Source organism: Pelagibius sp., from assembly GCF_028289705.1.
GTDB lineage: Bacteria > Pseudomonadota > Alphaproteobacteria > Kiloniellales > Kiloniellaceae > Pelagibius.
The window spans coordinates 44849-64153 of the sequence record NZ_JANQOI010000161.1; the positions used below are offsets into that span (position 1 = coordinate 44849).

General features: G+C 65.2%; 19 protein-coding genes. 13 read left to right on the top strand and 6 right to left on the bottom strand.

Annotated features, from left to right (window positions below):
• The first annotated feature begins 18 nt into the window (after positions 1-18).
• On the top strand, positions 19-1509 hold the full coding sequence (locus Q0996_RS20155) for a carboxypeptidase M32 (protein ID WP_299624031.1): 1491 nt from the start codon (positions 19-21) through the stop codon (positions 1507-1509).
• On the opposite strand, the gene Q0996_RS20160 is transcribed toward Q0996_RS20155, so the two are convergent.
• From Q0996_RS20160 to Q0996_RS20175, 4 genes are all read right to left on the bottom strand, one after another.
• Positions 1506-1721: a hypothetical protein gene (locus Q0996_RS20160; protein WP_322096765.1), complete on the bottom strand. Its 216-nt coding sequence runs from the start codon at positions 1719-1721 to the stop codon at positions 1506-1508. The genes Q0996_RS20155 and Q0996_RS20160 overlap by 4 nt on opposite strands.
• 11 nt (positions 1722-1732) lie before the next feature.
• Positions 1733-2164 (bottom strand): YqaA family protein, encoded by a 432-nt coding sequence (locus Q0996_RS20165; RefSeq protein WP_299624033.1) that lies wholly within the window; start codon positions 2162-2164, stop codon positions 1733-1735.
• A 109-nt stretch (positions 2165-2273) separates the two neighbouring features.
• Positions 2274-2960: a transmembrane anchor protein gene (locus Q0996_RS20170; protein WP_299624035.1), complete on the bottom strand. Its 687-nt coding sequence runs from the start codon at positions 2958-2960 to the stop codon at positions 2274-2276.
• Positions 2961-2982: 22 nt separating this feature from the next.
• On the bottom strand, positions 2983-3645 hold the full coding sequence (locus Q0996_RS20175) for a HupE/UreJ family protein (protein ID WP_299624037.1): 663 nt from the start codon (positions 3643-3645) through the stop codon (positions 2983-2985).
• Between the two features lie 1064 nt (positions 3646-4709).
• Between Q0996_RS20175 and Q0996_RS20180 the strand changes: the two genes are divergently transcribed.
• Both Q0996_RS20180 and dmeF read left to right on the top strand, forming a co-directional pair.
• The gene (locus Q0996_RS20180) at positions 4710-4982 is read left to right on the top strand and encodes a metal/formaldehyde-sensitive transcriptional repressor (protein WP_299624039.1); all 273 of its coding nucleotides are present in this window, start codon (positions 4710-4712) and stop codon (positions 4980-4982) included.
• A gap of 30 nt (positions 4983-5012) precedes the next feature.
• Entirely contained in the window at positions 5013-5957 is a 945-nt protein-coding gene (gene dmeF, locus Q0996_RS20185; RefSeq protein ID WP_299624041.1) for a CDF family Co(II)/Ni(II) efflux transporter DmeF, read from the top strand.
• 126 nt (positions 5958-6083) lie between these two features.
• On the opposite strand, the gene Q0996_RS20190 is transcribed toward dmeF, so the two are convergent.
• Positions 6084-7124: a GlxA family transcriptional regulator gene (locus Q0996_RS20190; RefSeq protein WP_299624044.1), complete on the bottom strand. Its 1041-nt coding sequence runs from the start codon at positions 7122-7124 to the stop codon at positions 6084-6086.
• A 153-nt stretch (positions 7125-7277) separates the two neighbouring features.
• Between Q0996_RS20190 and Q0996_RS20195 the strand changes: the two genes are divergently transcribed.
• From Q0996_RS20195 to Q0996_RS20220, 6 genes are read left to right on the top strand one after another with little or no spacing between them, the layout of a single operon-like run.
• Positions 7278-8408 (top strand): ring-hydroxylating oxygenase subunit alpha, encoded by a 1131-nt coding sequence (locus Q0996_RS20195; RefSeq protein WP_299624047.1) that lies wholly within the window; start codon positions 7278-7280, stop codon positions 8406-8408.
• Positions 8408-9163, top strand: a complete 756-nt coding sequence (locus tag Q0996_RS20200) for an SDR family NAD(P)-dependent oxidoreductase (RefSeq protein ID WP_299624050.1) — start codon at positions 8408-8410, stop codon at positions 9161-9163. The genes Q0996_RS20195 and Q0996_RS20200 overlap by 1 nt, the downstream gene beginning before the upstream one ends.
• Position 9164: 1 nt before the next feature.
• Positions 9165-10094: a 3-keto-5-aminohexanoate cleavage protein gene (locus Q0996_RS20205; RefSeq protein ID WP_299624053.1), complete on the top strand. Its 930-nt coding sequence runs from the start codon at positions 9165-9167 to the stop codon at positions 10092-10094.
• 10 nt (positions 10095-10104) lie between these two features.
• Positions 10105-11526, top strand: coding sequence for a gamma-aminobutyraldehyde dehydrogenase (locus tag Q0996_RS20210; protein WP_299624056.1), 1422 nt, complete (start codon positions 10105-10107; stop codon positions 11524-11526).
• Entirely contained in the window at positions 11523-12281 is a 759-nt protein-coding gene (locus Q0996_RS20215; protein ID WP_299624057.1) for an SDR family NAD(P)-dependent oxidoreductase, read from the top strand. Before Q0996_RS20210 ends, Q0996_RS20215 begins: the two co-directional genes overlap by 4 nt.
• Positions 12274-13209, top strand: a complete 936-nt coding sequence (locus tag Q0996_RS20220) for a 3-hydroxyacyl-CoA dehydrogenase NAD-binding domain-containing protein (RefSeq protein ID WP_299624059.1) — start codon at positions 12274-12276, stop codon at positions 13207-13209. The genes Q0996_RS20215 and Q0996_RS20220 overlap by 8 nt, the downstream gene beginning before the upstream one ends.
• Before the next feature lie 413 nt (positions 13210-13622).
• On the opposite strand, the gene Q0996_RS20225 is transcribed toward Q0996_RS20220, so the two are convergent.
• Positions 13623-15764: a S8 family serine peptidase gene (locus tag Q0996_RS20225; RefSeq protein ID WP_299624061.1), complete on the bottom strand. Its 2142-nt coding sequence runs from the start codon at positions 15762-15764 to the stop codon at positions 13623-13625.
• Between the two features lie 437 nt (positions 15765-16201).
• On the opposite strand from Q0996_RS20225, the gene Q0996_RS20230 reads away from it, so the two are divergent.
• The 4 genes from Q0996_RS20230 to Q0996_RS20245 form a co-directional block, all read left to right on the top strand.
• Positions 16202-16471: a hypothetical protein gene (locus Q0996_RS20230; RefSeq protein ID WP_299624063.1), complete on the top strand. Its 270-nt coding sequence runs from the start codon at positions 16202-16204 to the stop codon at positions 16469-16471.
• Positions 16472-16671: 200 nt separating this feature from the next.
• Positions 16672-17424: a hypothetical protein gene (locus Q0996_RS20235; protein ID WP_299624065.1), complete on the top strand. Its 753-nt coding sequence runs from the start codon at positions 16672-16674 to the stop codon at positions 17422-17424.
• 235 nt (positions 17425-17659) lie between these two features.
• Positions 17660-19075, top strand: coding sequence for a threonine synthase (gene thrC / locus Q0996_RS20240; RefSeq protein ID WP_299624067.1), 1416 nt, complete (start codon positions 17660-17662; stop codon positions 19073-19075).
• The coding region (locus tag Q0996_RS20245) for a pitrilysin family protein (protein WP_299624069.1) at positions 19072-19305 on the top strand (234 nt) is incomplete at its 3' end. The genes thrC and Q0996_RS20245, both read left to right, overlap by 4 nt.

The window sequence follows — 19305 nt, forward strand, 5'->3', positions numbered from 1 at the left end:
CGCTCGGAGAGACTTGGCATGACCGCTTACGAGACCCTGTCCCGCAAGTTCAAGCGCCTGCACGCGCTGCAGGAGGCCGCGGGCGTGCTCTCCTGGGACATGTCGACGGTGATGCCCTCCGGCGGCGCCGAGGCGCGCACCGAGCAGCTCGCGACGCTCAGCGTGGTCTGCCACGAGCTGCTCACCGACCCCGCCCTGGAGGGGCTGTTCGAAGAGGCAGCCGGCGACGGTCGCGGCCTTTCCGACTGGCAGCAGGCGAACCTCAAGGAGATGCGCCGGCGCTGGATGCATGCCACGGCGCTGGAGAGCGATCTGGTGGAGGCGCATGCCAAGGCCTGCAAGCGCTGCGAGATGGTCTGGCGCGACGCCCGCCCGAAGGCCGACTTCGCCGCCGTGCTGCCGTCCCTGACGGAGGTCCTGCGCCTGACCCGGGAGGTGTCGGCGGCCAAGGCCGAACGGCTCGGCTGTTCGCTCTACGACGCCCTCCTGGACGAGTACGAGCCGGGCGGCGCCTCGGCGCGCATCGACGCGGTCTTCGCCGACCTAGCGGACTTCCTGCCGGGCTTTCTGGAGGCGGTGCTGACCCGCCAGCAGGACCGGCCCGCCGCGCTGCCGCTCGCGGGCCCCTTTCCCAAGGACAGGCAGGAGGCCCTGGGCCGCAGGCTGATGGCTGCCGTCGGCTTCGACTTCGACCACGGCCGGCTCGACGTCTCCCTGCATCCCTTCTGCGGCGGCGTGCCCGACGACGTGCGGATCACCACCCGCTACGACGAGGACGACTTCATGACCGCCCTCATGGGCGTGCTGCACGAGACCGGCCATGCCATGTACGAGCGCGGCCTGCCGGCGGACTGGCGCCTGCAGCCGGTGGGCGAGGCGCGGGGCATGGCGATGCACGAGAGCCAGTCCCTGATGATCGAGATGCAGGCCTGCCGCAGTGCCGAGTTCATCGCCTTTCTGGCGCCGCTGGCGCGCGACGCCTTCGGCGGCACGGGCCCGGCCTGGGAGGCCGACAACCTGCAGCGTCACTATAATCGGGTGGAGCCCGGCTTCATCCGCGTCGATGCCGACGAGGTGACCTATCCGGCCCACGTCATCCTGCGCTACCGCCTGGAAAAGGCGATGATCGAGGGGACCATGGAGCCCGAGGCGCTGCCCGCCGCCTGGAACGAGGGCCTGCGCGACCTGTTGGGCGTCACTCCGCCCGACGACCGCCTGGGCTGCCTGCAGGACATCCACTGGTACGACGGCGCCTGGGGCTATTTCCCCACCTACACCCTGGGCGCCATGACCGCCGCCCAGCTCTTCGCCGCCGCCAAGAAAGCGCGCCCGGAGATTCCCGAAGCCCTCAGCCGCGGCGACTTCGCCCCGCTGATGGGCTGGCTGCGCGAGCAGGTGCACGGCGCCGCCTCCTCCGCCAGCGGCGAAGCGATCCTGGAACGCGCCACCGGCGAGCCTCTCAACCCGGAGATCTTCAAGGCTCACCTGAAAGCGCGCTATCTGGCTTAGGCCCTGGGCCCGTCAGGGCCGGAGCCGGCAAGGTCAGTGGCCAGCACGAGCTTGCTGTGGCCCGGTGTGAGAGTATGCACAGCGCCAAAGAGGAGTCCGATGGGCAGAAAGATCGCCAGGTGAGCCCAGTCGCCGCTCTCAGCGAAGTTGCTGATGCGCTCGGCAAAAGCCAGGTAGATGTCGCGCTGCAGATCGACAATCGCTTTGAACATGCCTGGACGCCTCAACCCATTGCCAGGGCGGCCACCACGACGTAGCGGCCGGTCTTGGCGATGACGACGAGGGCCAGGAAGCTCGCCAGCGGTTCGCGCAGCACTCCGGCGGCGACGGTCAGCGGGTCGCCGATGAAGGGTACCCAGCTGAGCAGCAAGCTCCAACGGCCATAGCGGCGATACCAGCCGGCCGCCCGATCCAGACGATGCGGCTTGACGGGGAACCAGCGGCGGTCCGCGAAGCGCTCGATGCCGCGCCCGAGACCCCAGTTGACCACAGCGCCCAGGGAGTTGCCCGCGCTCGCTACGGCCACCAGCAGGACAACGGAGTGGTTGCCCGATACGATCAGGCCGGCAAGGCCCAGTTCCGACTGGGCCGGCAGGATCGTGGCGGCCAGGAATGCGATGAGGAACAGCCCTGTGTAGATTCCGAGTTCGGCCATTGGCCTCAAGCTTTCGGGAGTGCTTTCAATCCCGAAACTTTCGATGGTTTGTGGAGTGTGCCATGCCACCGGCGCTCTGCCGGTGGCATGGCATCCTTCGGCCTGGAACCTAAAGCACGCGCTTCATCTCGAGATAGGCTCCCTCGGTGCGTAGGGTCATGGTGACGTCGCGGTCGGTCCGGTTGCGCCAGAACCAGCCATGGTTGCCGTCGAAGGCCGCTTCCAGCTCTCCTTCATCGCCGGGCACTCCGCGACCCTTCTCGTAGGAGATTTTGTTGCCGCCCCCGTCGCCGTGGGTGTCGTAGTTCAACAGGCCGCCATTGGCGGTCCATTCGAAACGCGCCTTGGCGCCGGCCCTCATGACGAGCTTTACCTCCGTGCCCTGGCCGGGCGCCAATGTGATCGAGATTTCGTCGCGCCAGGGGGCCGGTTCCGTCGCCGGGGCAGTGGCGAGCCGATCGACGGCCGGCTCAGGATTGTCGGGGTTGGGTTCGACAGCGGTCGGCGTTTCGGGCATGGCTTGCGGTGTGGGCAGCGGTGCGGCGTCGGTCCGGGCCGTCTCCGCATTGGCCTCTGCCCGATCGGCTTCAGCTTCTGCGGCCAGCTGCACCTTGATCTCACCCATCTCCGTCAGACCGAGTATGCGCCCGGCTCCTGTTGGGTCAATGCCGTACTCGGCGGGCAGGACGACGGTCACCAGAATGGCTGCCGCTGCCACCATGGCGACTGCGGTGGAGCGGAGCAGCCGGCCGGTCGAAGGAAGATCGCTGGGGGAGGGCTTGTTCGAATTGTACATCTTACGTTCGCTTTCCTGATGTCTAGGCCACGACGTAGCCGGTGAGCTGATAGCCGATGAGCACGAAGCCGGCGGTCATCATGACGACGTTGGCTGTGTAGGCATGCTTCCAGAACCCCTTGGTTCGTCGCCAGTAGCCCATGGCGATGAGGATGGCGGCCAGCGCGAGCAGCTGCCCGATCTCAACGCCGACGTTGAAGGCCAGCAGATTGGGCAGCAGGCCGTCCGGCGAGATCTGGTATTCGAGGATCTTGGTGGCGAGGCCGAGGCCGTGAAAGAAACCGAAGATCAGCGTCGCCGCCTTGGTGTTCGGCTGGAAGCCGAACCAGCGCTGGAAGGCACCGAGATTGTCGAGCGCCTTATAGACCACAGAGAAGCCGATGATGGCGTCGATCAGGTAGGCACTGACGTTCCAGCCGAAGTAGACCCCGAGCAGCATCGTCGTCGAATGGCCGACGGCGAAAAGGCTGACGTAGATGGCGATGTGGCTCAGCCGGTAAAGAAAGAAGATCACGCCGAACAGGAACAGCAGGTGATCGTAACCCGTCACCATGTGCTTGGCCCCAAGATAGGTGAAGGGGAGCAGGTTGATGCCGGAGATTTCCAGGATGTAGCCCTTGTCGCCTTCGGCCACCGCATGGGCCAAAGCGCCGTTGGCGAAGGCCAGCACGAAAAAGGCTGTCATAAGGAAAAGCAGGGGGCTCGCACGCCATTTCTGGGTACGCAAACCACCCCATGAAGATGGGTGATGCATTGATATGTCCGCCGTTGATGTGTTGACAGGGCCTGGTGGGCCCGCGGTTGAATGTGCCGCGTTCAGCTCTGCGGCGGACGTTCTATCGGAAACAACGGGCCCTGAGGTGGGAAGTTGGCCGGGAAGACAGAAGGCGTATCGCCGGACCAAGTAAGGGCTAGCGCAGGCAAGTCGGCCGGCGCAGGCACTTCATGGAGATGATCGGCGGCATGGTGCCCATGGGAGGCCGTGGTATGCCCTTCCTGCGGCCAGGCTTCGTCATGGCTATGGCTGTGGCCGTGATTGTGGCGGCTTGCCGCGGCGGCCGAAGCCTCTTGGAGGGTCTCCGGAGCCGCGCCGGGCACGGCCATATCGTGTGAGGCCGCATGTCCGAATGGCGACAGCAGTAGGGTCATCGTCATCGCCAAGGCGATCACGAGCCGAAAGGTCCTACCGCGCTGCCGAATCACCATGCCCGATACCTAGGCCGGTTGTTCTTTACAAAAGGTTTAGGCAGGTCGAATCCAGACTTTGAATCCGCCTGATTGGAAGACCTTCTATAGCCTCCAGGATCAGATAGGAAGCCCAAGTATCGGAACGCCGTATCCGCGCAAGCCGTTGACCGGGATCGGAGCAGTCTGTGGGCCAACGACAGCAGCATCGGACAAGGCGACCTGGCGCGCGCATCCGTTTGGGCCGCCGATCATGCGGGGCTGAATGTCCGCCGACCAAGACGTTGCTGCGATCCGGCCGAACCGCCATTTGCGCGGCTCATATGCGCTGGCAGAAATCGGCCACAAGCGGCCGTTTTTGACGGGCATACAACGACCGCTTTGAGTCCAACCACATCATTCCGTACATCGCGCCGAGTGGCAGCTCTCAAGGGTCTTCCGCCGTGGGCAAATCTGGAAGATCGCTCGTTCGGTAGCTATGCGGTCGGAATTCGATCCGCTCTTTCTTGATCTTTGTCCATATAGTATACCACCCTATACCATATTCAGTGAAGGGGTGCCGACATGTCCCACGCCATCCGCGACAAGACGAAATTGGTCGCGCGCGTGCGTCGCATCAAAGGCCAGATGGAGGGTGTTGAGCGCGCGCTGGAGGCCGAGGCGGCCTGCAGCGAGGTGCTGCGCCAACTGGCCTCTATCCGTGGTGCAATGACCGGGCTGACCGGTGAACTGATGGAAGAGCATCTGCGCGAGCATGTTCTTGCCGCCCCTACCAAGGCTGACCGCGCGCAGGGGGCAGAGGAAATGATCCAGGTCCTCAGAACTTACATGAAGTGAGCCGAGGCCGCCCGGGGGAGAGGAATAGCCGTGTCTGGCCGAGACGTCTCCGCGTTTACCCATGAGCATGTCTTTCTCGGCGCGAATCAGGGCCGCAACGAACGCAAGGTGTGGTTGGTCATCGCCCTGACGGCCACCATGATGGTTGTCGAGATTGTCGCCGGACATGTGTATGGGTCGATGGCGCTGATCGCGGACGGCTGGCACATGTCCACCCATGCCGGCGCCATGCTCATCGCGGCGTTGGCCTATCGCTACGCGCGCCGCCATTCACGGAACCCGCGCTTTAGCTTCGGGACGGGCAAGCTCGGCGACCTCGCGGGTTTTGCCAGTGCCATCGCACTCGTGCTGATAGCGCTGCTCATCGGCTGGGAAAGCTTCCTGCGGCTCGTGCAGCCAGTCCCGATCAGCTTCGAACAGGCTATTCTGGTCGCGATAATCGGCCTTGTGGTGAACCTTCTCAGCGCGTGGCTTTTGCGGGACGATCACGCACACCATCATCACGGGCATAGCCATGGTCACGCGCACTCGCAGGGGCGCGGCCATGGGCAAGACAACAACCTGCGCGCCGCCCATCTCCATGTTCTGGCCGATGCGTTGACGTCGGTTCTGGCTATCGTCGCGCTCCTATTGGGGCGCAGCTATGGATGGTATTGGGCCGATCCGATCATGGGCGTTGTCGGAGCGCTCGTGATATCCCGCTGGTCCTGGGGGCTCATTCGCGACGCCGGCGGGATTCTTCTGGACACAGTGCCTCCCGATGCAGAGCTTGAGGGTAGGATACGGGGGGCCATCGAGATCGGCGAGGACAGGATCACCGATCTCCACGTCTGGCGCGTTGGCCCCGGCCACTGCGCGGCGATCGTAGCCCTAGCATCGCCGGACCCAAAACACCCGACTGACTACAAGGCGCAGCTCGGCCAAATCCACGAACTCTCTCACATCACTGTGGAAGTGCTGCCAGTCACCGCATAGCTGGAGAAAGAGCATCTGACTCATTGAATCATACCGGAGGACTTTAGCGCTCGACTGGAGAAGGGCGCTCCAGAAAACATTGGCGAGTTTCCAACGACCAAGGGCTGCGCCGCCCCGCTTGAGCGTTCACACACCCGCGTGGCTGGGGAAGGAGCGGAACTGGAAGGGGACGCGGCCTTCGGTGCGGTCCTTGCTGGGGGCGAGGCCGAAGCGCCGCTTGTAGGTGCGGGTGAACTGCACCGCGTTGCCGAAGCCGCAGGCCGCGGCGACGGCGACGATGGGCAGTTCCGTCTGGGTCACCAGGCCGCGCGCCCGGTCCAGCCTGACGTCGACATAGTAGCGGATGGGCGACACCCCCGTGTGGAGGCGGAACAGCCGTTCGAGCTGACGTTGGGAGAGGCCGAGCCGCGCCACGAGTTCGGTGATCTTCAGGGGCTGCTCGAGATTGCGCTCCATCAGCACGATGGCTTCGCGCAGCCGGGCGGGGGCGGCGTAGCCCACCGGCTCGCGCGTCGTGGGGGACTGGCCTTCGCCGCCCGGTCTCAGCCGCTCATGGAAGATGTAGCGGCCGGCGCCGTTGGCCAGATCGAGGCCCTGCTGCAGGCGGATGATCTCCAAGGCCATGTCGGCGGCGGCCATGCCCCCGCAGCAGGTCAGCCGGTCGTGGTCGAGGACGAAGAGGGACTCGTCCAGGGCGGTCTCCGCGAAGAGCTCGCGGAAGGCGGCGATATGCTCGTAGTGAACCGCCGCGCGGTAGCCGTCGAGCAGCCCCGCGTAGGCCAGCACGAAGGCGCCGGTATCGAGGGCGCAGAGCACGGCCCCCATCCGCGCCTGGCGCCGCAGCCAACCCTGCAGGGCCCGGCCGCGGAACCGCTCGGGCGCCCAACTGGCGTTGATCACCAGGAAGTCCATCTCCGCTTCCGCCTCGGCGAAGGCGGTGGTCCGGGCGACGCAGAGGCCGTTGCTCGCCGTCACCGCGCCGCCGTCGAGGGACAGGAAGGGCCAGCGGTAGATCGCCGTGCCGCGCAGGTAGTTGGCGGCCCGGAAGGGGTCCACGAAGGCATGGGCGGCCATGGCGTTGAAGCCGGGCAGCAGCAGCATCCCCAGGGTGCAGGCGGTTTCGCCGGGCGGCGGGGAGAGGTCCGGATCGAACTCTGTTTCAACCATATGTCGATTTAAGCATGTTTAACGGCGAAAAACATCAGTCATCCGACCTCCGCTTCGCTTACATTTTTTAGTCAGGGGCATCCGGCGAAGGCGGGCTTCCCTAATGAGGCTCTGCCTCGGCGAGGGTGTGAAGGAACGCGCAAGATGGGCCCAGTGTCACAGCAGGATATTGAGCGGGTTTCCCGGGGCTTCGACCGGGACCCGGCCCGGTCCTTTTCTCTGAGGTCCGAGGCCTATACCGAACAGGCCTGGTCGGAGGTCGAAGGCGCGGCGATCTTCCGGCGCAGCTGGCAGTGGGTCTGCCACGGCGAGAAGCTCCGGGAGCCCGGCAGCTACTGCACCACCGTGATCGCCGGGGAACCGATCTGCGTCGTCCGCGACATGGATGGGGAACTGCGCGGCTTCTACAACGTCTGCCGGCATCGGGCCCATCAGCTTCTGCGCGGCGAGGGGCAGACCAGGCGCATCATGTGCCCCTATCACGCCTGGACGTATGATCTGACGGGACAACTGCGCCGCGCCCCCAACACCGACCACCTGAAAGACTTCGACGTCGGCGATATCTGTCTCCACCGCGTGCAGGTCGAGGAATTCTGCGGCTTCGTCTTCGTCAACCTCGATCCCGAGGCAGCCCCCCTGGCCGAAGCCAGCGGCGACCTGGGCCAGGAGATCCTGCACTGGGCGCCGGACGTGGAGCGGCTCACCTTCGCCCACCGCCTGACCTACGACATCAAGTCGAACTGGAAGAACGTCGTCGACAACTTCCTCGAATGCTACCACTGCCCGGTGGCCCACAAGGACTTCTGCACCCTGGTCGACATGAACACCTACAGGGTCACCACCCACGGCATCTATTCCAGCCACATGGCCGAGGCCGGCAAGACCGCGAACAAGGCCTATTCAGTGGACGCGGCGACGGTGACGGATCACGCCGTCTGGTGGCTCTGGCCCAACACCTGCCTCATGCGCTATCCCGGCCGCGGCAATCTGATCGTCCTGCAGGTCATTCCGGCGGGACCGGACCGCACCCTGGAGACCTACGATTTCTTTCTGGAGAGCGCGGAGCCCAGCGAAGCCGAGCGTGAGGCCATCAGATACCTCGACGACGTGTTGCAGGCCGAGGACATCGCGCTGGTCGAAAGCGTGCAGCGGGGCATGTCGACCCCGGCCTTCACCCAAGGGCGCATCGTCCATGACCCCAACGGCTCGGGCAAATCCGAACATGCCGTGCACCACTTTCACGGGCTGGTCCTCGACGCCTACGCCTCGGTCGTCAAACCGTAATGGCGATGCTCTCGGGCAAAACCGCCTTCGTGACCGGCGGCGCGGGTGGCATCGGCGCGGCGATCTGCGCGCGCTTCGCCAAGGAAGGGGCGGAGGTGATCGCCGCGGACGTCGCCGAGCCCGCCGCTTTGCCGGAGGGCGTGACCTGGCGCCGCTATGACGTCACGTCGGAGGCGGCGGTGCGGCAGACCTTCGACGAGCTGGGCGGGCTCTGGGACAAGCTCGACATCCTGGTCAACGCCGCCGGGATCGAGATCGAGAAGACCATCGAGGACACGACCCTGGAGGAATGGAACCGGGTCTTCGCCATCAATGTCACGGGGATGTTTCTGACCGCGAAGCACGCCTTGCCGCTGCTGCGCAAATCCCCGGGCGCCAGCGTGATCAACTTCGGCTCCTATGACGGTTTCATCGCCGATCCCGGACTCACGGCCTACTGCGCCTCCAAGGGGGCCGTCCACGCCCTGACCCGCGCCATGGCCTGCGACCACGGGCCGGAGGGAATCCGGGTCAACGCCATCTGCCCGGGCTATGTGGATACGCCGATGCTGCAGAGCTTTTTTCGCGATTCCGGCGACATCGAAAGCCTTCAGCAGGCGGTGCGCGATGTCCATCCGCTGCGCAGCTACGGCACCCCCGACGACATCGCCAACCTGGTCAACTGGCTGGCCTCCGACGAGGCGCGCTATGCCTCCGGCCAGCTCTGGGTCATCGACGGCGGGCTTTCCGCGCAGGTCCAGCAGATGAGGCTCTGACATGGCAAATCCGGTCATCATCACCTGCGCGCCGACGGGCGGCATTCACACGCCGACCATGTCGCCGCACCTGCCGATCACGCCGGCGGAGATCGCCACCGCGTCCATCGAGGCCGCCGAGGCCGGCGCCTCGGTCATTCATCTTCACGCCCGCGATTCCGAGACCGGCAAGCCCGATCCGCGGCCCGAAACCTTCATGCAGTTCCTGCCGGTCATCAAGCAGTCGAGCGACGCGGTGATCAACATCTCGACCGGTGGCAGTCTCGGCATGACCATCGAGGAGCGGCTGGCGGCGGCCATGCGGGCCCGTCCGGAGATGGCTTCCCTCAACATGGGCTCCATGAACTTCGGCATCTTTCCTCTGCTGGAGAAGTACGACAGCTGGAAGCACGACTGGGAGCCCGCCTTCCTGGAGATGACCCGGGACTTCATCTTCCCCAACACCTTCAAGAGCATCGAGTACATCCTGCGTGAACTCGGCGAGACCCACGGCACCCGCTTCGAGTTCGAATGCTACGACCTGGGCCATCTCTACAACCTCGCCTGGTTCGTCGACAAAGGCATGGTCAAGCCGCCGTTCTTCGTGCAGATGGTCTTCGGCATCCTGGGCGGCGTCGGCGCCGACCCCGCCAATCTCATGCATATGCACAGCATCGCCGAGAAACTGTTCGGCGGCGATTACGAGTGGTCGGTGCTGGCCGCCGGACGGCATCAGATGCCCTTTGCCACCCAGGCCGCCATGCTCGGCGGCAACCTGCGCGTCGGCCTGGAGGACAGCCTCTACATCGGCAAGGGCGAACTGGCGCGCTCCAACGCGGATCAGGTCCGCAAGATCCGCGCCATCGTCGAAAACCTTGGCCTGACCATCGCGACGCCCGCGGACGCGCGCCAGCGGCTCGGGCTGAAGGGCGGCGACCGGGTGGGCTTCTGAGGAGAGGGGCATGCAGGACAAGCTGTTGATTGGCGGCGAACTGGTCGCCGGCGAGGGCGAAGCGCTCTCGGTGTTGGACCCGGCCACGGGCCAGGAAGTCGCCGCTGTCGCCGAAGCTTCGCTCGAGCAGGTCGACGCCGCGGTGCGCGCTGCCGAGGAGGCCTTCGTCTCCTGGTCCCGGACGACGCCCGGCGAGCGCGCGCAGCACCTGCTGGCCCTGGCCGACGCCATCGAGGCCCATGGGGCGGAACTGGCGGGCCTGGAGAGCCTCGACTGCGGCAAGCCCCTGGCCAGTGCCGAGGCCGACGAGATGCCGCTCACCATCGATGTCTTCCGCTTCATGGCCGGCGCCGCGCGCACCATGACCGGCTCCGCGGCGGGAGAATACGTCGAAGGTCATACCTCAATGATCCGCCGCGACCCGGTGGGCCCCGTGGCCTCCATCGCGCCCTGGAACTATCCGCTGATGATGGCGGCCTGGAAGCTGGCGGCGCCGCTGGCCGCCGGCTGCACGGTGGTGCTGAAACCCTCCGAACTGACGCCGCTGTCGACCCTGCGCCTCGGCGAGATCGTGAACGGCATCTTCCCCAAGGGCGTGGTGAACATCGTCGCCGGGCGCGGCGCCACCATCGGCGACCGGCTGATCAACGCGCCCGCCGTGGAGGCCATCAGCGTCACCGGATCGCCCGCCACCGGCATGGCGGCGATGCGCGCCGCCGCTCAGAAGATCCGCCATGTCCATCTGGAACTGGGCGGCAAGGCGCCGGTCATCGTCTTCGACGATGCCGACATCGATGCCGTGGTCGAGACCCTCCGCGGCGGCTCCTACTTCAACGCCGGCCAGGACTGCGCCCAGCCCTGCCGGGTGATGGCCTCCGCCAAGGTCTACGACAGGCTCGTCGCCGATACGGCCAGCGCCGTCGGCAGCATCAAGATGGGCGGGCAGCGCGAAGACGGTGTGGAGATGGGGCCGGTCATCTCCGCCACCCAGCGCGAGCGGGTCTCCGGCTTCGTCGAGCGCGCCCGCGGGAGCGCGGAAGTCGTAACCGGTGGCGGGTCCGGCGCGGGCGCAGGCTTCTTCTACGAGCCGACAGTGATCGCCAACGTGGCGAACGACGCCGAGATCGCCTGCCAGGAGGTCTTCGGCCCGGTGGTCACCATCTCGCGCTTCGATGACGCGGAAGAGGCCGTGGCCTGGGCCAACGCCAGCCAGTACGGCCTGGCGTCCTCGGTCTGGACCAGGGACGTGGGCCGGGCCATGGCGGTGTCGAGCCGGCTGCGCTACGGCTTCACCTGGGTGAACACCCACGGCGTCGGCACGCCGGAGATGCCCTGGGCGGCGATGAAGGGCTCGGGCACCGGCTGCGACATGTCGGTCTATGCTCTCGATGCCTATACCGCGATCCGCCACGTCATGGTGGCCCATTCATGACCCGCCTCGCCGGCAAGTCGGCCCTGGTGACCGGAGGGCGGCAGGGCATCGGCCGCGCCATCGTCGAGGCCTTCCTGGCAGAAGGCGCGGCGGTGATGACCTGCGGGCGCGGCGACCGGCCCGACGGTCTCGACGGTGCCGTGCATTGGATGACCGCGGACGTTTCCGACGGCCGCGATATGGACGCCTTGAAACAGTCGGCCGGCGAGGCCTTCGGCGCCCTCGACATCCTGGTCAACAACGCCGGGGTTCAGATCGAAAAGACCGTGGCCGACAGCAGCGATGCGGACTGGGACGCCGTGATGGGCGTCAACGCCAAGGGCGTGTTCCTGACCTGCCGCGCCTTCATCCCGGTCATGGCCTCCGGCGGCTCCATCATCAACATCGGCTCCATATCCGGCATGGCGGCCGACCCCGGCATGGCGCTCTACAACGCCTCCAAGGCTTTCGTTCACGGATTGACCCGCTCCATTGCCGTCGACCACGGGCCCGGGGTCCGCTGCAACGCCATCTGCCCCGGCTGGATCATGACCGGCATGGCCGATGCGGCCTTCGCGCAGTCGCGCGATCCCGCCGCCGCCAAGGAGGACGCGCTGAAGCGGCACCCCGCCGGGCGCTTCGGTACCCCGGAGGACGTCGCCCGCCTGGCCCTCTGGCTGGCCTCGGAGGACTCCGCCTTCGCCACGGGCCAGTGCTACACCCTCGACGGCGGCCTCACCGCCGCCTCGCCGATCAGGGCCTGTTCTGATGGCTGAATTTGAGAGAGCCGCCGTTCTCGGCGCCGGCGTCATCGGCGCCAGTTGGACCGCCTTGTTTCTGGCAAAGGGCCTGAGCGTCCAGGTCTACGACCCCGCCGAGGGCGCGGAAGATCGGGTCCGCGCCTACGTGGCGCAGGCCTGGCCGGCCCTCGAACAGCTCGGCCTCACCGAGCGGGGCGACCCGGAGCGTCTGACCATGCACAGGGCACCGGCGGCGGCCGTCCGGGCGGCGGATTTCGTTCAGGAGAACGTACCCGAGCGCCTGGAGATCAAGCACGCGCTCTTCGCGGAGATCGAGCCGCATCTGGCGCCCGAGGCCATCGTCGCCTCCTCGGCCTCCGGCCTCATGGTCCGGGAGATGCAGCAGGGCTGGCGCGATCCGTCGCGCTTCCTGCTCGGCCATCCCTTCAACCCGCCACACCTGATTCCCCTGGTCGAGCTGATCGCCAACGAGGCGACGGGCGCGGGCGTGCTGGAGGCGGCCGAGGCCTTCTACGCCCAGATCGGCAAGGTGACCATTCGGGTGAAGCGGGAGGTGCCCGGCCATGTGGCCAACCGCCTGCAGGCCGCCCTTTGGCGGGAGGCGATCCACCTAGTGGCCAGCGGCGTCGCCTCCGTCGAAGACGTCGACAAGGCGGTCTGGTCCGGGCCCGGCCTCCGCTGGGCGGCCATGGGCCCGCACATGCTCTTTCATCTCGGGGCCGGCCCGGGCGGCCTGGACGAGTTCTGCAACCGATATCGCGACAGCTTCCACCGCTGGTGGGCGGATCTCGGCGCGCCGGAACTGACCCCCGAACTCGCCGCCGCCCTCGCCGGCGGCGTCGCCGAGGAGGCAAACGGCCGCGACGTCTCCAGCGCCGCCGCCGAACGCGACGCCCTGATCCTCGCGACCCTGCAGGCCACAAAGGACCTCCGCGACCGCTAGCCGAAGGGCCGTGTCGTATTGCCCGTTCCTGGGTCAGCACCGGCCGCCTGCAGCAGACCCTGCGCATGTCCGTGAATGACCCATTTCGGAAGTCAAGGCCAACACCCCGTGCGATGGAGCCGAATACGTAGTCTCCGTCCAACATCAAGCTTGTCGCCAACGGATTCTCGGACGCTACCCCCTAGAGATTTGACGCCAGTTCGCGGAATCTTCATCTGAGCTGCCCCAAAACCCTCGCATTCAGACTGCCTGGGACTTATACAAGATCATCAATGGCCTCCCTTCAGTTTGGTCGGCCCTTTCAAGGCCAACGAACATCGCGCGGCAATTGAACTGTCATTGACCGGCTCTGACCGTCACAACCAACGGCGCGTCGCAGGCTCTAGAAGGCGAGCTCAGTATGGGCAATCCGATTAGGACTGTCGCAGATCAATGCTCCATGAGTTCAACGTTCCTGTGTCGCGCTGCAAGTTGTCCGAAACATGTAAAGTCCATCTACCTTTGCCGTCGACTCCAGATGTGACAAAGTTTGCCAGATCCCCGTTGGTGGCCGCGGAATACGCTCGCTTCAGGTCGTCCCGGAACGAGCCCTGCATGCGATGCAACTCGGCGACAAACCCATCGGGCGAAACCAAGTTCACTCGTAGATCACCGCGATAGGTGTGCGTGATGTCGACATCGACCAGAATCGCGCGAACCGGCCCATCGCCTGTTAGTTCGATATGACTCACGATGCCTTGGGGATCTCGATCGGGGATGGCTATGCCTGGGTTCGCGGTGCCGTGGCGGGTTCCTCCGCCCGTTCCTGCAATGCCACCGGGTAGGGACTGTGCCCGCGTGACCGCTCGGGCCGCGTTTGCCTTTCCGGCTCCGTAGAAGGGCGAACGGCCGTTGACAAACGCGCCTGAGATCCCCTGGACGTTGGGGTCGTCGGGCAGATCCAGACCGGTGTCCAGGTCGGTATCGGCCGTCGCCTCGAGGATCTGCCGTACCTGAGTCGCCGATAGGGTTGGATTGGCGGACAGCATCAAGCCGCAGATGCCGGCGACGACTGGTGCGGCTCCACTGGTGCCACCGAAACTGGCCGTGTACAGACGTTCGTCGATCCCTGTCGAGGGGTCATCCGTGAGAGGGTTCGATCCCGAACCTTGGCCTGGGCGGTTTGATGCGGCGATTTGTCCCAGTCCACGCTGGGGTGCCGTAAAGGTGGTAACTCGTCCGTTTAGTTCATGCCCGTTGCTCGAAGGCGCTGCCACGGTGATGTGGGGTCCCCAGTTTGAGTAACCGGATTTGCGCGTCGTCGAAGACATCGCCGCGACGATGACCAAACCAGGTATCATCGGATAGGCCGTAAACACATCCCTGTTTCGCGGAATCTCATCGATATCGAACTGGCCGGTAAAGGAGTTGCGCCGGCCAAGAAAGCGGACACCGTTAATGTTCTCGTTCGCTGCAAGAAAAGTTGGTGAGTCGTCGTTTCCCGCACTGAAGACAATAACAAGACCGTTGCCACGCCGGCCACCGGTTTGTGTCAGCTGGGTCATTGCCAGTCGAAACGCGGAGGGGAACCTCTGAAAGGTGCTAGGCGGAAATCCAAAGCTGCAGTTCACTACGTCGGCTCGAGCCGAGACAAACTCGAAGACTTCAAGCATCGATGTGTTCGAAACGAAACTTTCCCCCCGGCCGAAGGGAATTTGAATCGGCAAGAATGTGCAACCCGGCGCTATTCCGCGCATGGCTTGGTTGTTGTGTGAGCCTATCGCGATGCTGGCGACCGGGGTACCGTGGAAATCGCCGAACTCCGGGGCTTCGGAAAGGTCGCCCGCAACGAAGGATCTCGCATCCGGATGAACGCGCGTCCCAGCGAATGCCGGATGCCCCATGTCACATCCATCGTCGATAACTGAGAGGACTATATCTGGCGAGCCGGTCGTGATGGACCAGGCTTCCGGCACTTCCGATGATGCGTTGGCGCGGACCGACGGGTGATTAAGCAAGTCGGCGGTCAAATACCATTGCTGGGGAAACAGAATTGGCAATTGGTGATAGCGAACTTGCTGCATAATATCGGGCACGCAGCTTTCCACTTCCGGACGCTCAGCGACTTGATTGGCCGTCTTGATCGGGTTTTGCCCGGTCGCCGTCGTGACTCTCAAGACATGGGCATTTGCCATCGCCCGGACATACTCCAGCGCGAAATCATCCATTATCTTTTCGAGATCACCGCTCCCCTCATTGCGTAGCGTCAGAATGACGGTGTCGTCGATGATCAACTCTTCATTCGTACCTTCGATGAGATAGACATGATGCGCGACACTCTCTTTCCGGACACTGTCCATCAGGGAATCTCGATCTCTGGTATCCTTGCCACGTGCGCGGGCCATTGACTCGGACAGCGAAGCGACATCTTGATAGTCGCGCGGATCCTGCTCTAGATGCCTCTTCGACGCGTGTACGCTAAAGTCGGTTTCATGTTCTTGGATGGGTATCTTTTGACCATTTAGAACAATGAAATTACCAAAGTCTGATTTTTGGCCTCGTGTTTTCTTCGCCATCTCGCGCGCTCCTAAGATCAAGAATGAACTGACATGCGTATAGCTGCATTCGTTTGGCTGGATTTCGCAGTTTAGTGTAAAGCTAGAGCGACACGCAGGCGTTGTATGTGTTGTACCTCACATATGTGCGCCGGTCGTGTGATGTCAGTTGCGCCACGACCTTTGGCCTGTGGTCTGAACTTAAGTGAGCTTGCCCAAGGCTGAGTAGATCGCGACATGATCCTCGAACCAGATGATGGTCTTTCGGACGTGCTTTGCCATGCGGAGGACCTATCAAATCGACGATCTTGGAAGCGTACTTGACGGCACGTTGTCTCGCTTGGTGTACAGAGACGGTATTGACCTGACAGTCGCCGCTCCAGACGCAGCCGGTTGAACCGAGCCGTTCCAGCGGCTACATGAGGTTTCGGTCAAGACCCCAAACAGGGAGGACGGACATGGCGATTGGCGGACTTGGGGGCGGCATCGGGCGGGTCGGTGCGAAGGCGGCGGAAACCGCGGTCGGCATGGTTCAGGATCTTGCGGGCTCCGGCGTCTATCCCGCCAACGACTACGCCCTGGCGGCCTATCTCTTCGAGCGCATCGCCCAGGCCGAGAAGGACACGGCGACCAAGGACCGCCAGTACTATCTGGATCTGATGGCCAGTTGCCTCGCCACCGTGCGCGAAGCCGCCGGACCGGCGGAAGCGTCTTCCTCCGAGACCTGACGCCTCTCGCCTGACACTCTGAAAGCCCCGCCCTCTATGCCGGTTTCAAGGTCCTGGCGTTCACCGTAATCGGCCTTGCCGGGCCCCGTTTCCGTCGGGACTCAGGCGGAAAAGCTGAACATCTGTCCCGGAATTGAACCATCGCCGCGCTCTCCACGACCCAGGGGCATTCGAACCCAAGGCATAAGTGGAGAGAGTGGATGTTCAAGGAACGGATGACCAAGGGCCTGCTGGTTTCGGCGGCTGCCCTGAGCTTTGGCTGCGGCATTGCGGCAGCCCAGGAAAGCGCGCCGGCCGCGGGGGGCGTCATTGCCGACGCCGCGGCCGTGCTGGCTGCGCGCGGCGATGTCTTTCAGGCGACCTCGGCCAGCCTCGATGTGGTGCCGGTCAACATGGCGGGCGCCTGCCCGCTGGCCTATGCCTTCAACGTGCGCCTCGGTGCACAGTCTCCCGGCAAGCTGTCCTACCGGATCGTCACCGAGGACGGCCGCGAGTCGCAGCTCTTCGAGGCGAGTGCTGTGGCCACCGAAGACGGCCTCTTCGCGGTACAGGCCAGCCACAAGCTGGCACTGGCCGAAAGCGCACAGACCGAGGAAGACCCCTCCATCGTCGTCTTCGAGGTTCCGGAGAAGCTGAAGCAGCGCGAGCCCGACTTCTTCGAGCGGCTTTTCGGCACCGGCCCGGCGGCGGACGACGACAGCGTCCAGGGGCTGCGCGAGCAGGCCTTCATGGTCCAGGTCGTGGCGCCCAACGCGGTGGCCTCGGCCTTCGACAGCCATACCGTGAGCTGTGAGGAACAGCGCGAGACGCGGATCATCCCGGTGGTCTTCGAGGATCAGCGGGACGGCCGTGACCGGCCTGACCGCGATCCCGGTGAAGGCTCCGGCACCGAGGGCGGCGGACGCGACCGCGACCCCGGCCGCGATACCGGCGGACCGGCCGGCGCGCGCTAGCGGGCGGAAACCGCTCGGAGGAAAGTGGGGATTTCCGCTGATACTGCGTGGAGACTAGCCGAGGCCCGCTGCGGCGGGCCTTGGCGCCGCGCGCAAGCTTGGCAAGGTCGAAAAAACGTTGAAAAGCCACGGGTTCCACAGGAATTCCCTGGTATTCTCCGGCTTGCGGCAGGGACCGGCTTGCGTCTAGATTGGCGTTTTCGACAGCCCGCCGTTGCGATCTGGGGCCCTTGCGATGCGCTATCTCTCCACCCGGGGCAAAGCCCCGGCCCTCTCGTTCGACGAGGTGCTGCTGACCGGCCTGGCCCGCGACGGCGGTCTTTACCTGCCGGAAAGCTGGCCCAGCTTTTCCGCCGCGGAGATCCGTGCCCTGGCCGGCAAGCCCTATGCCGAGGTTGCCTTCGCGGTGATCAAGCCCTTCGTCGGCGACACCATCGGCGATGCCGATCTCAGGCGCATCCTTGAGGAGACCTACGGCGCTTTCGATCACCAGGCGGTGGCGCCCCTGAAGCAGCTCGACGAGCGCACCTGGCTCATGGAGCTGTTCCACGGGCCGACCCTGGCCTTCAAGGACTATGCCCTGCAACTGCTCGGGCGCCTCTTCGACCATGTGCTTCAGGCCCGCGGGCAGCGCATCACCGTGGTCGGCGCCACCTCCGGCGACACCGGCTCGGCGGCCATCGAGGCCTGCCGCGACCGCGCCCAGGTGGACATCTTCATGCTGCATCCCAAGGGCCGCACCTCGGAGGTGCAGCGCCGCCAGATGACTACCATCCTGTCGCCCAACGTCTACAACATCGCCCTGGAAGGCACCTTCGACGACTGCCAGGACCAGGTGAAGGCGATGTTCAACGACATGGCCTTTCGCGACGCCATGAACCTCTCGGCGGTCAACTCCATCAACTGGGCCCGCATCATGGCCCAGATCGTCTACTACTTCGTCGCCGCCGTGGCGCTGGGCGCCCCGGACCGGGCCGTCGCCTTTTCGGTGCCGACGGGGAACTTCGGCAACATCTATGCCGCCTATGCCGCCGGGCAGATGGGCCTGCCGCTGAGCCAGCTCATCGTCGGCTCCAACAGCAACGACATCCTGACCCGTTTCTTCAACAGCGGCGCCATGGAGATCACGGCGGTGCGCCCGACCCTCTCGCCGTCGATGGATATCCAGGTCTCCTCGAACTTCGAGCGGCTGCTGTTCGACGTGCTGGACCGCGACGGCGCGCAGGTGAGCGAAACCCTGAACGGCTTCCGCGCGAACGGCCGCTTCGCGGTGACCGACGCGCAGCTCGCGCATCTGCGCCGCCTCTTCGACTGCCACCGCCTGGACGATGCCGAGACCTTGGCGGAGATCGCGGCGCGCCACCGCGCCAGCGGCGAGCTGCTCGATCCCCACAGCGCCATCGGCGTGGCGGCGGCCGGTGCCGCGGTCCGCGACCACGTCAGTGCCGTGGTGGCGCTGGCCTGCGCCCATCCCGCCAAGTTCCCCGACGCGGTGGAGAAGGCCGCCGGCGTCCGGCCGGACCTGCCGGCGCGTCTGGCCGACCTCTACGAACGCGAGGAGCGCTGCACCACCCTGCCTAACGATCTGTCCACCCTGCAGGACTTCATCCGCGACAAGCGGCCGCCGGCCGACAGGAGAGGAGCCGCGTGAGCCCGCAAATCACCCGCCTGCCCTCGGGGCTCACCGTGGCGAGTGACGCCATGCCGGGCATGGCGACGGTCTCCCTGGGTGCCTGGATCTCAGCCGGCAGCCGCCATGAGGCGCCGGAGGTGAACGGCATCGCCCACCTGCTGGAGCACATGGCCTTCAAGGGCACCGAGCGGCGCTCGGCCCGCGATATTGCCGAAGGGATCGAAGCCGTCGGCGGCCACCTCACCGCC

Bases quoted from the DNA above. Each gene is read 5' to 3' on its own strand.
- Q0996_RS20230 (WP_299624063.1), top strand. From the start codon at position 16,202: ATGGCGATTGGCGGACTTGGGGGCGGCATCGGGCGGGTCGGTGCGAAG.
- Q0996_RS20205 (WP_299624053.1), top strand. From the start codon at position 9,165: ATGGCAAATCCGGTCATCATCACCTGCGCGCCGACGGGCGGCATTCAC.
- Q0996_RS20215 (WP_299624057.1), top strand. From the start codon at position 11,523: ATGACCCGCCTCGCCGGCAAGTCGGCCCTGGTGACCGGAGGGCGGCAG.
- Q0996_RS20200 (WP_299624050.1), top strand. From the start codon at position 8,408: ATGGCGATGCTCTCGGGCAAAACCGCCTTCGTGACCGGCGGCGCGGGT.
- Q0996_RS20180 (WP_299624039.1), top strand. From the start codon at position 4,710: ATGTCCCACGCCATCCGCGACAAGACGAAATTGGTCGCGCGCGTGCGT.
- Q0996_RS20225 (WP_299624061.1), bottom strand. From the start codon at position 15,764: ATGGCGAAGAAAACACGAGGCCAAAAATCAGACTTTGGTAATTTCATT.
- Q0996_RS20235 (WP_299624065.1), top strand. From the start codon at position 16,672: ATGTTCAAGGAACGGATGACCAAGGGCCTGCTGGTTTCGGCGGCTGCC.
- Q0996_RS20210 (WP_299624056.1), top strand. From the start codon at position 10,105: ATGCAGGACAAGCTGTTGATTGGCGGCGAACTGGTCGCCGGCGAGGGC.
- Q0996_RS20160 (WP_322096765.1), bottom strand. From the start codon at position 1,721: ATGTTCAAAGCGATTGTCGATCTGCAGCGCGACATCTACCTGGCTTTT.
- thrC (WP_299624067.1), top strand. From the start codon at position 17,660: ATGCGCTATCTCTCCACCCGGGGCAAAGCCCCGGCCCTCTCGTTCGAC.
- Q0996_RS20175 (WP_299624037.1), bottom strand. From the start codon at position 3,645: ATGACAGCCTTTTTCGTGCTGGCCTTCGCCAACGGCGCTTTGGCCCAT.
- Q0996_RS20170 (WP_299624035.1), bottom strand. From the start codon at position 2,960: ATGTACAATTCGAACAAGCCCTCCCCCAGCGATCTTCCTTCGACCGGC.
- Q0996_RS20165 (WP_299624033.1), bottom strand. From the start codon at position 2,164: ATGGCCGAACTCGGAATCTACACAGGGCTGTTCCTCATCGCATTCCTG.
- Q0996_RS20190 (WP_299624044.1), bottom strand. From the start codon at position 7,124: ATGGTTGAAACAGAGTTCGATCCGGACCTCTCCCCGCCGCCCGGCGAA.
- Q0996_RS20220 (WP_299624059.1), top strand. From the start codon at position 12,274: ATGGCTGAATTTGAGAGAGCCGCCGTTCTCGGCGCCGGCGTCATCGGC.
- Q0996_RS20155 (WP_299624031.1), top strand. From the start codon at position 19: ATGACCGCTTACGAGACCCTGTCCCGCAAGTTCAAGCGCCTGCACGCG.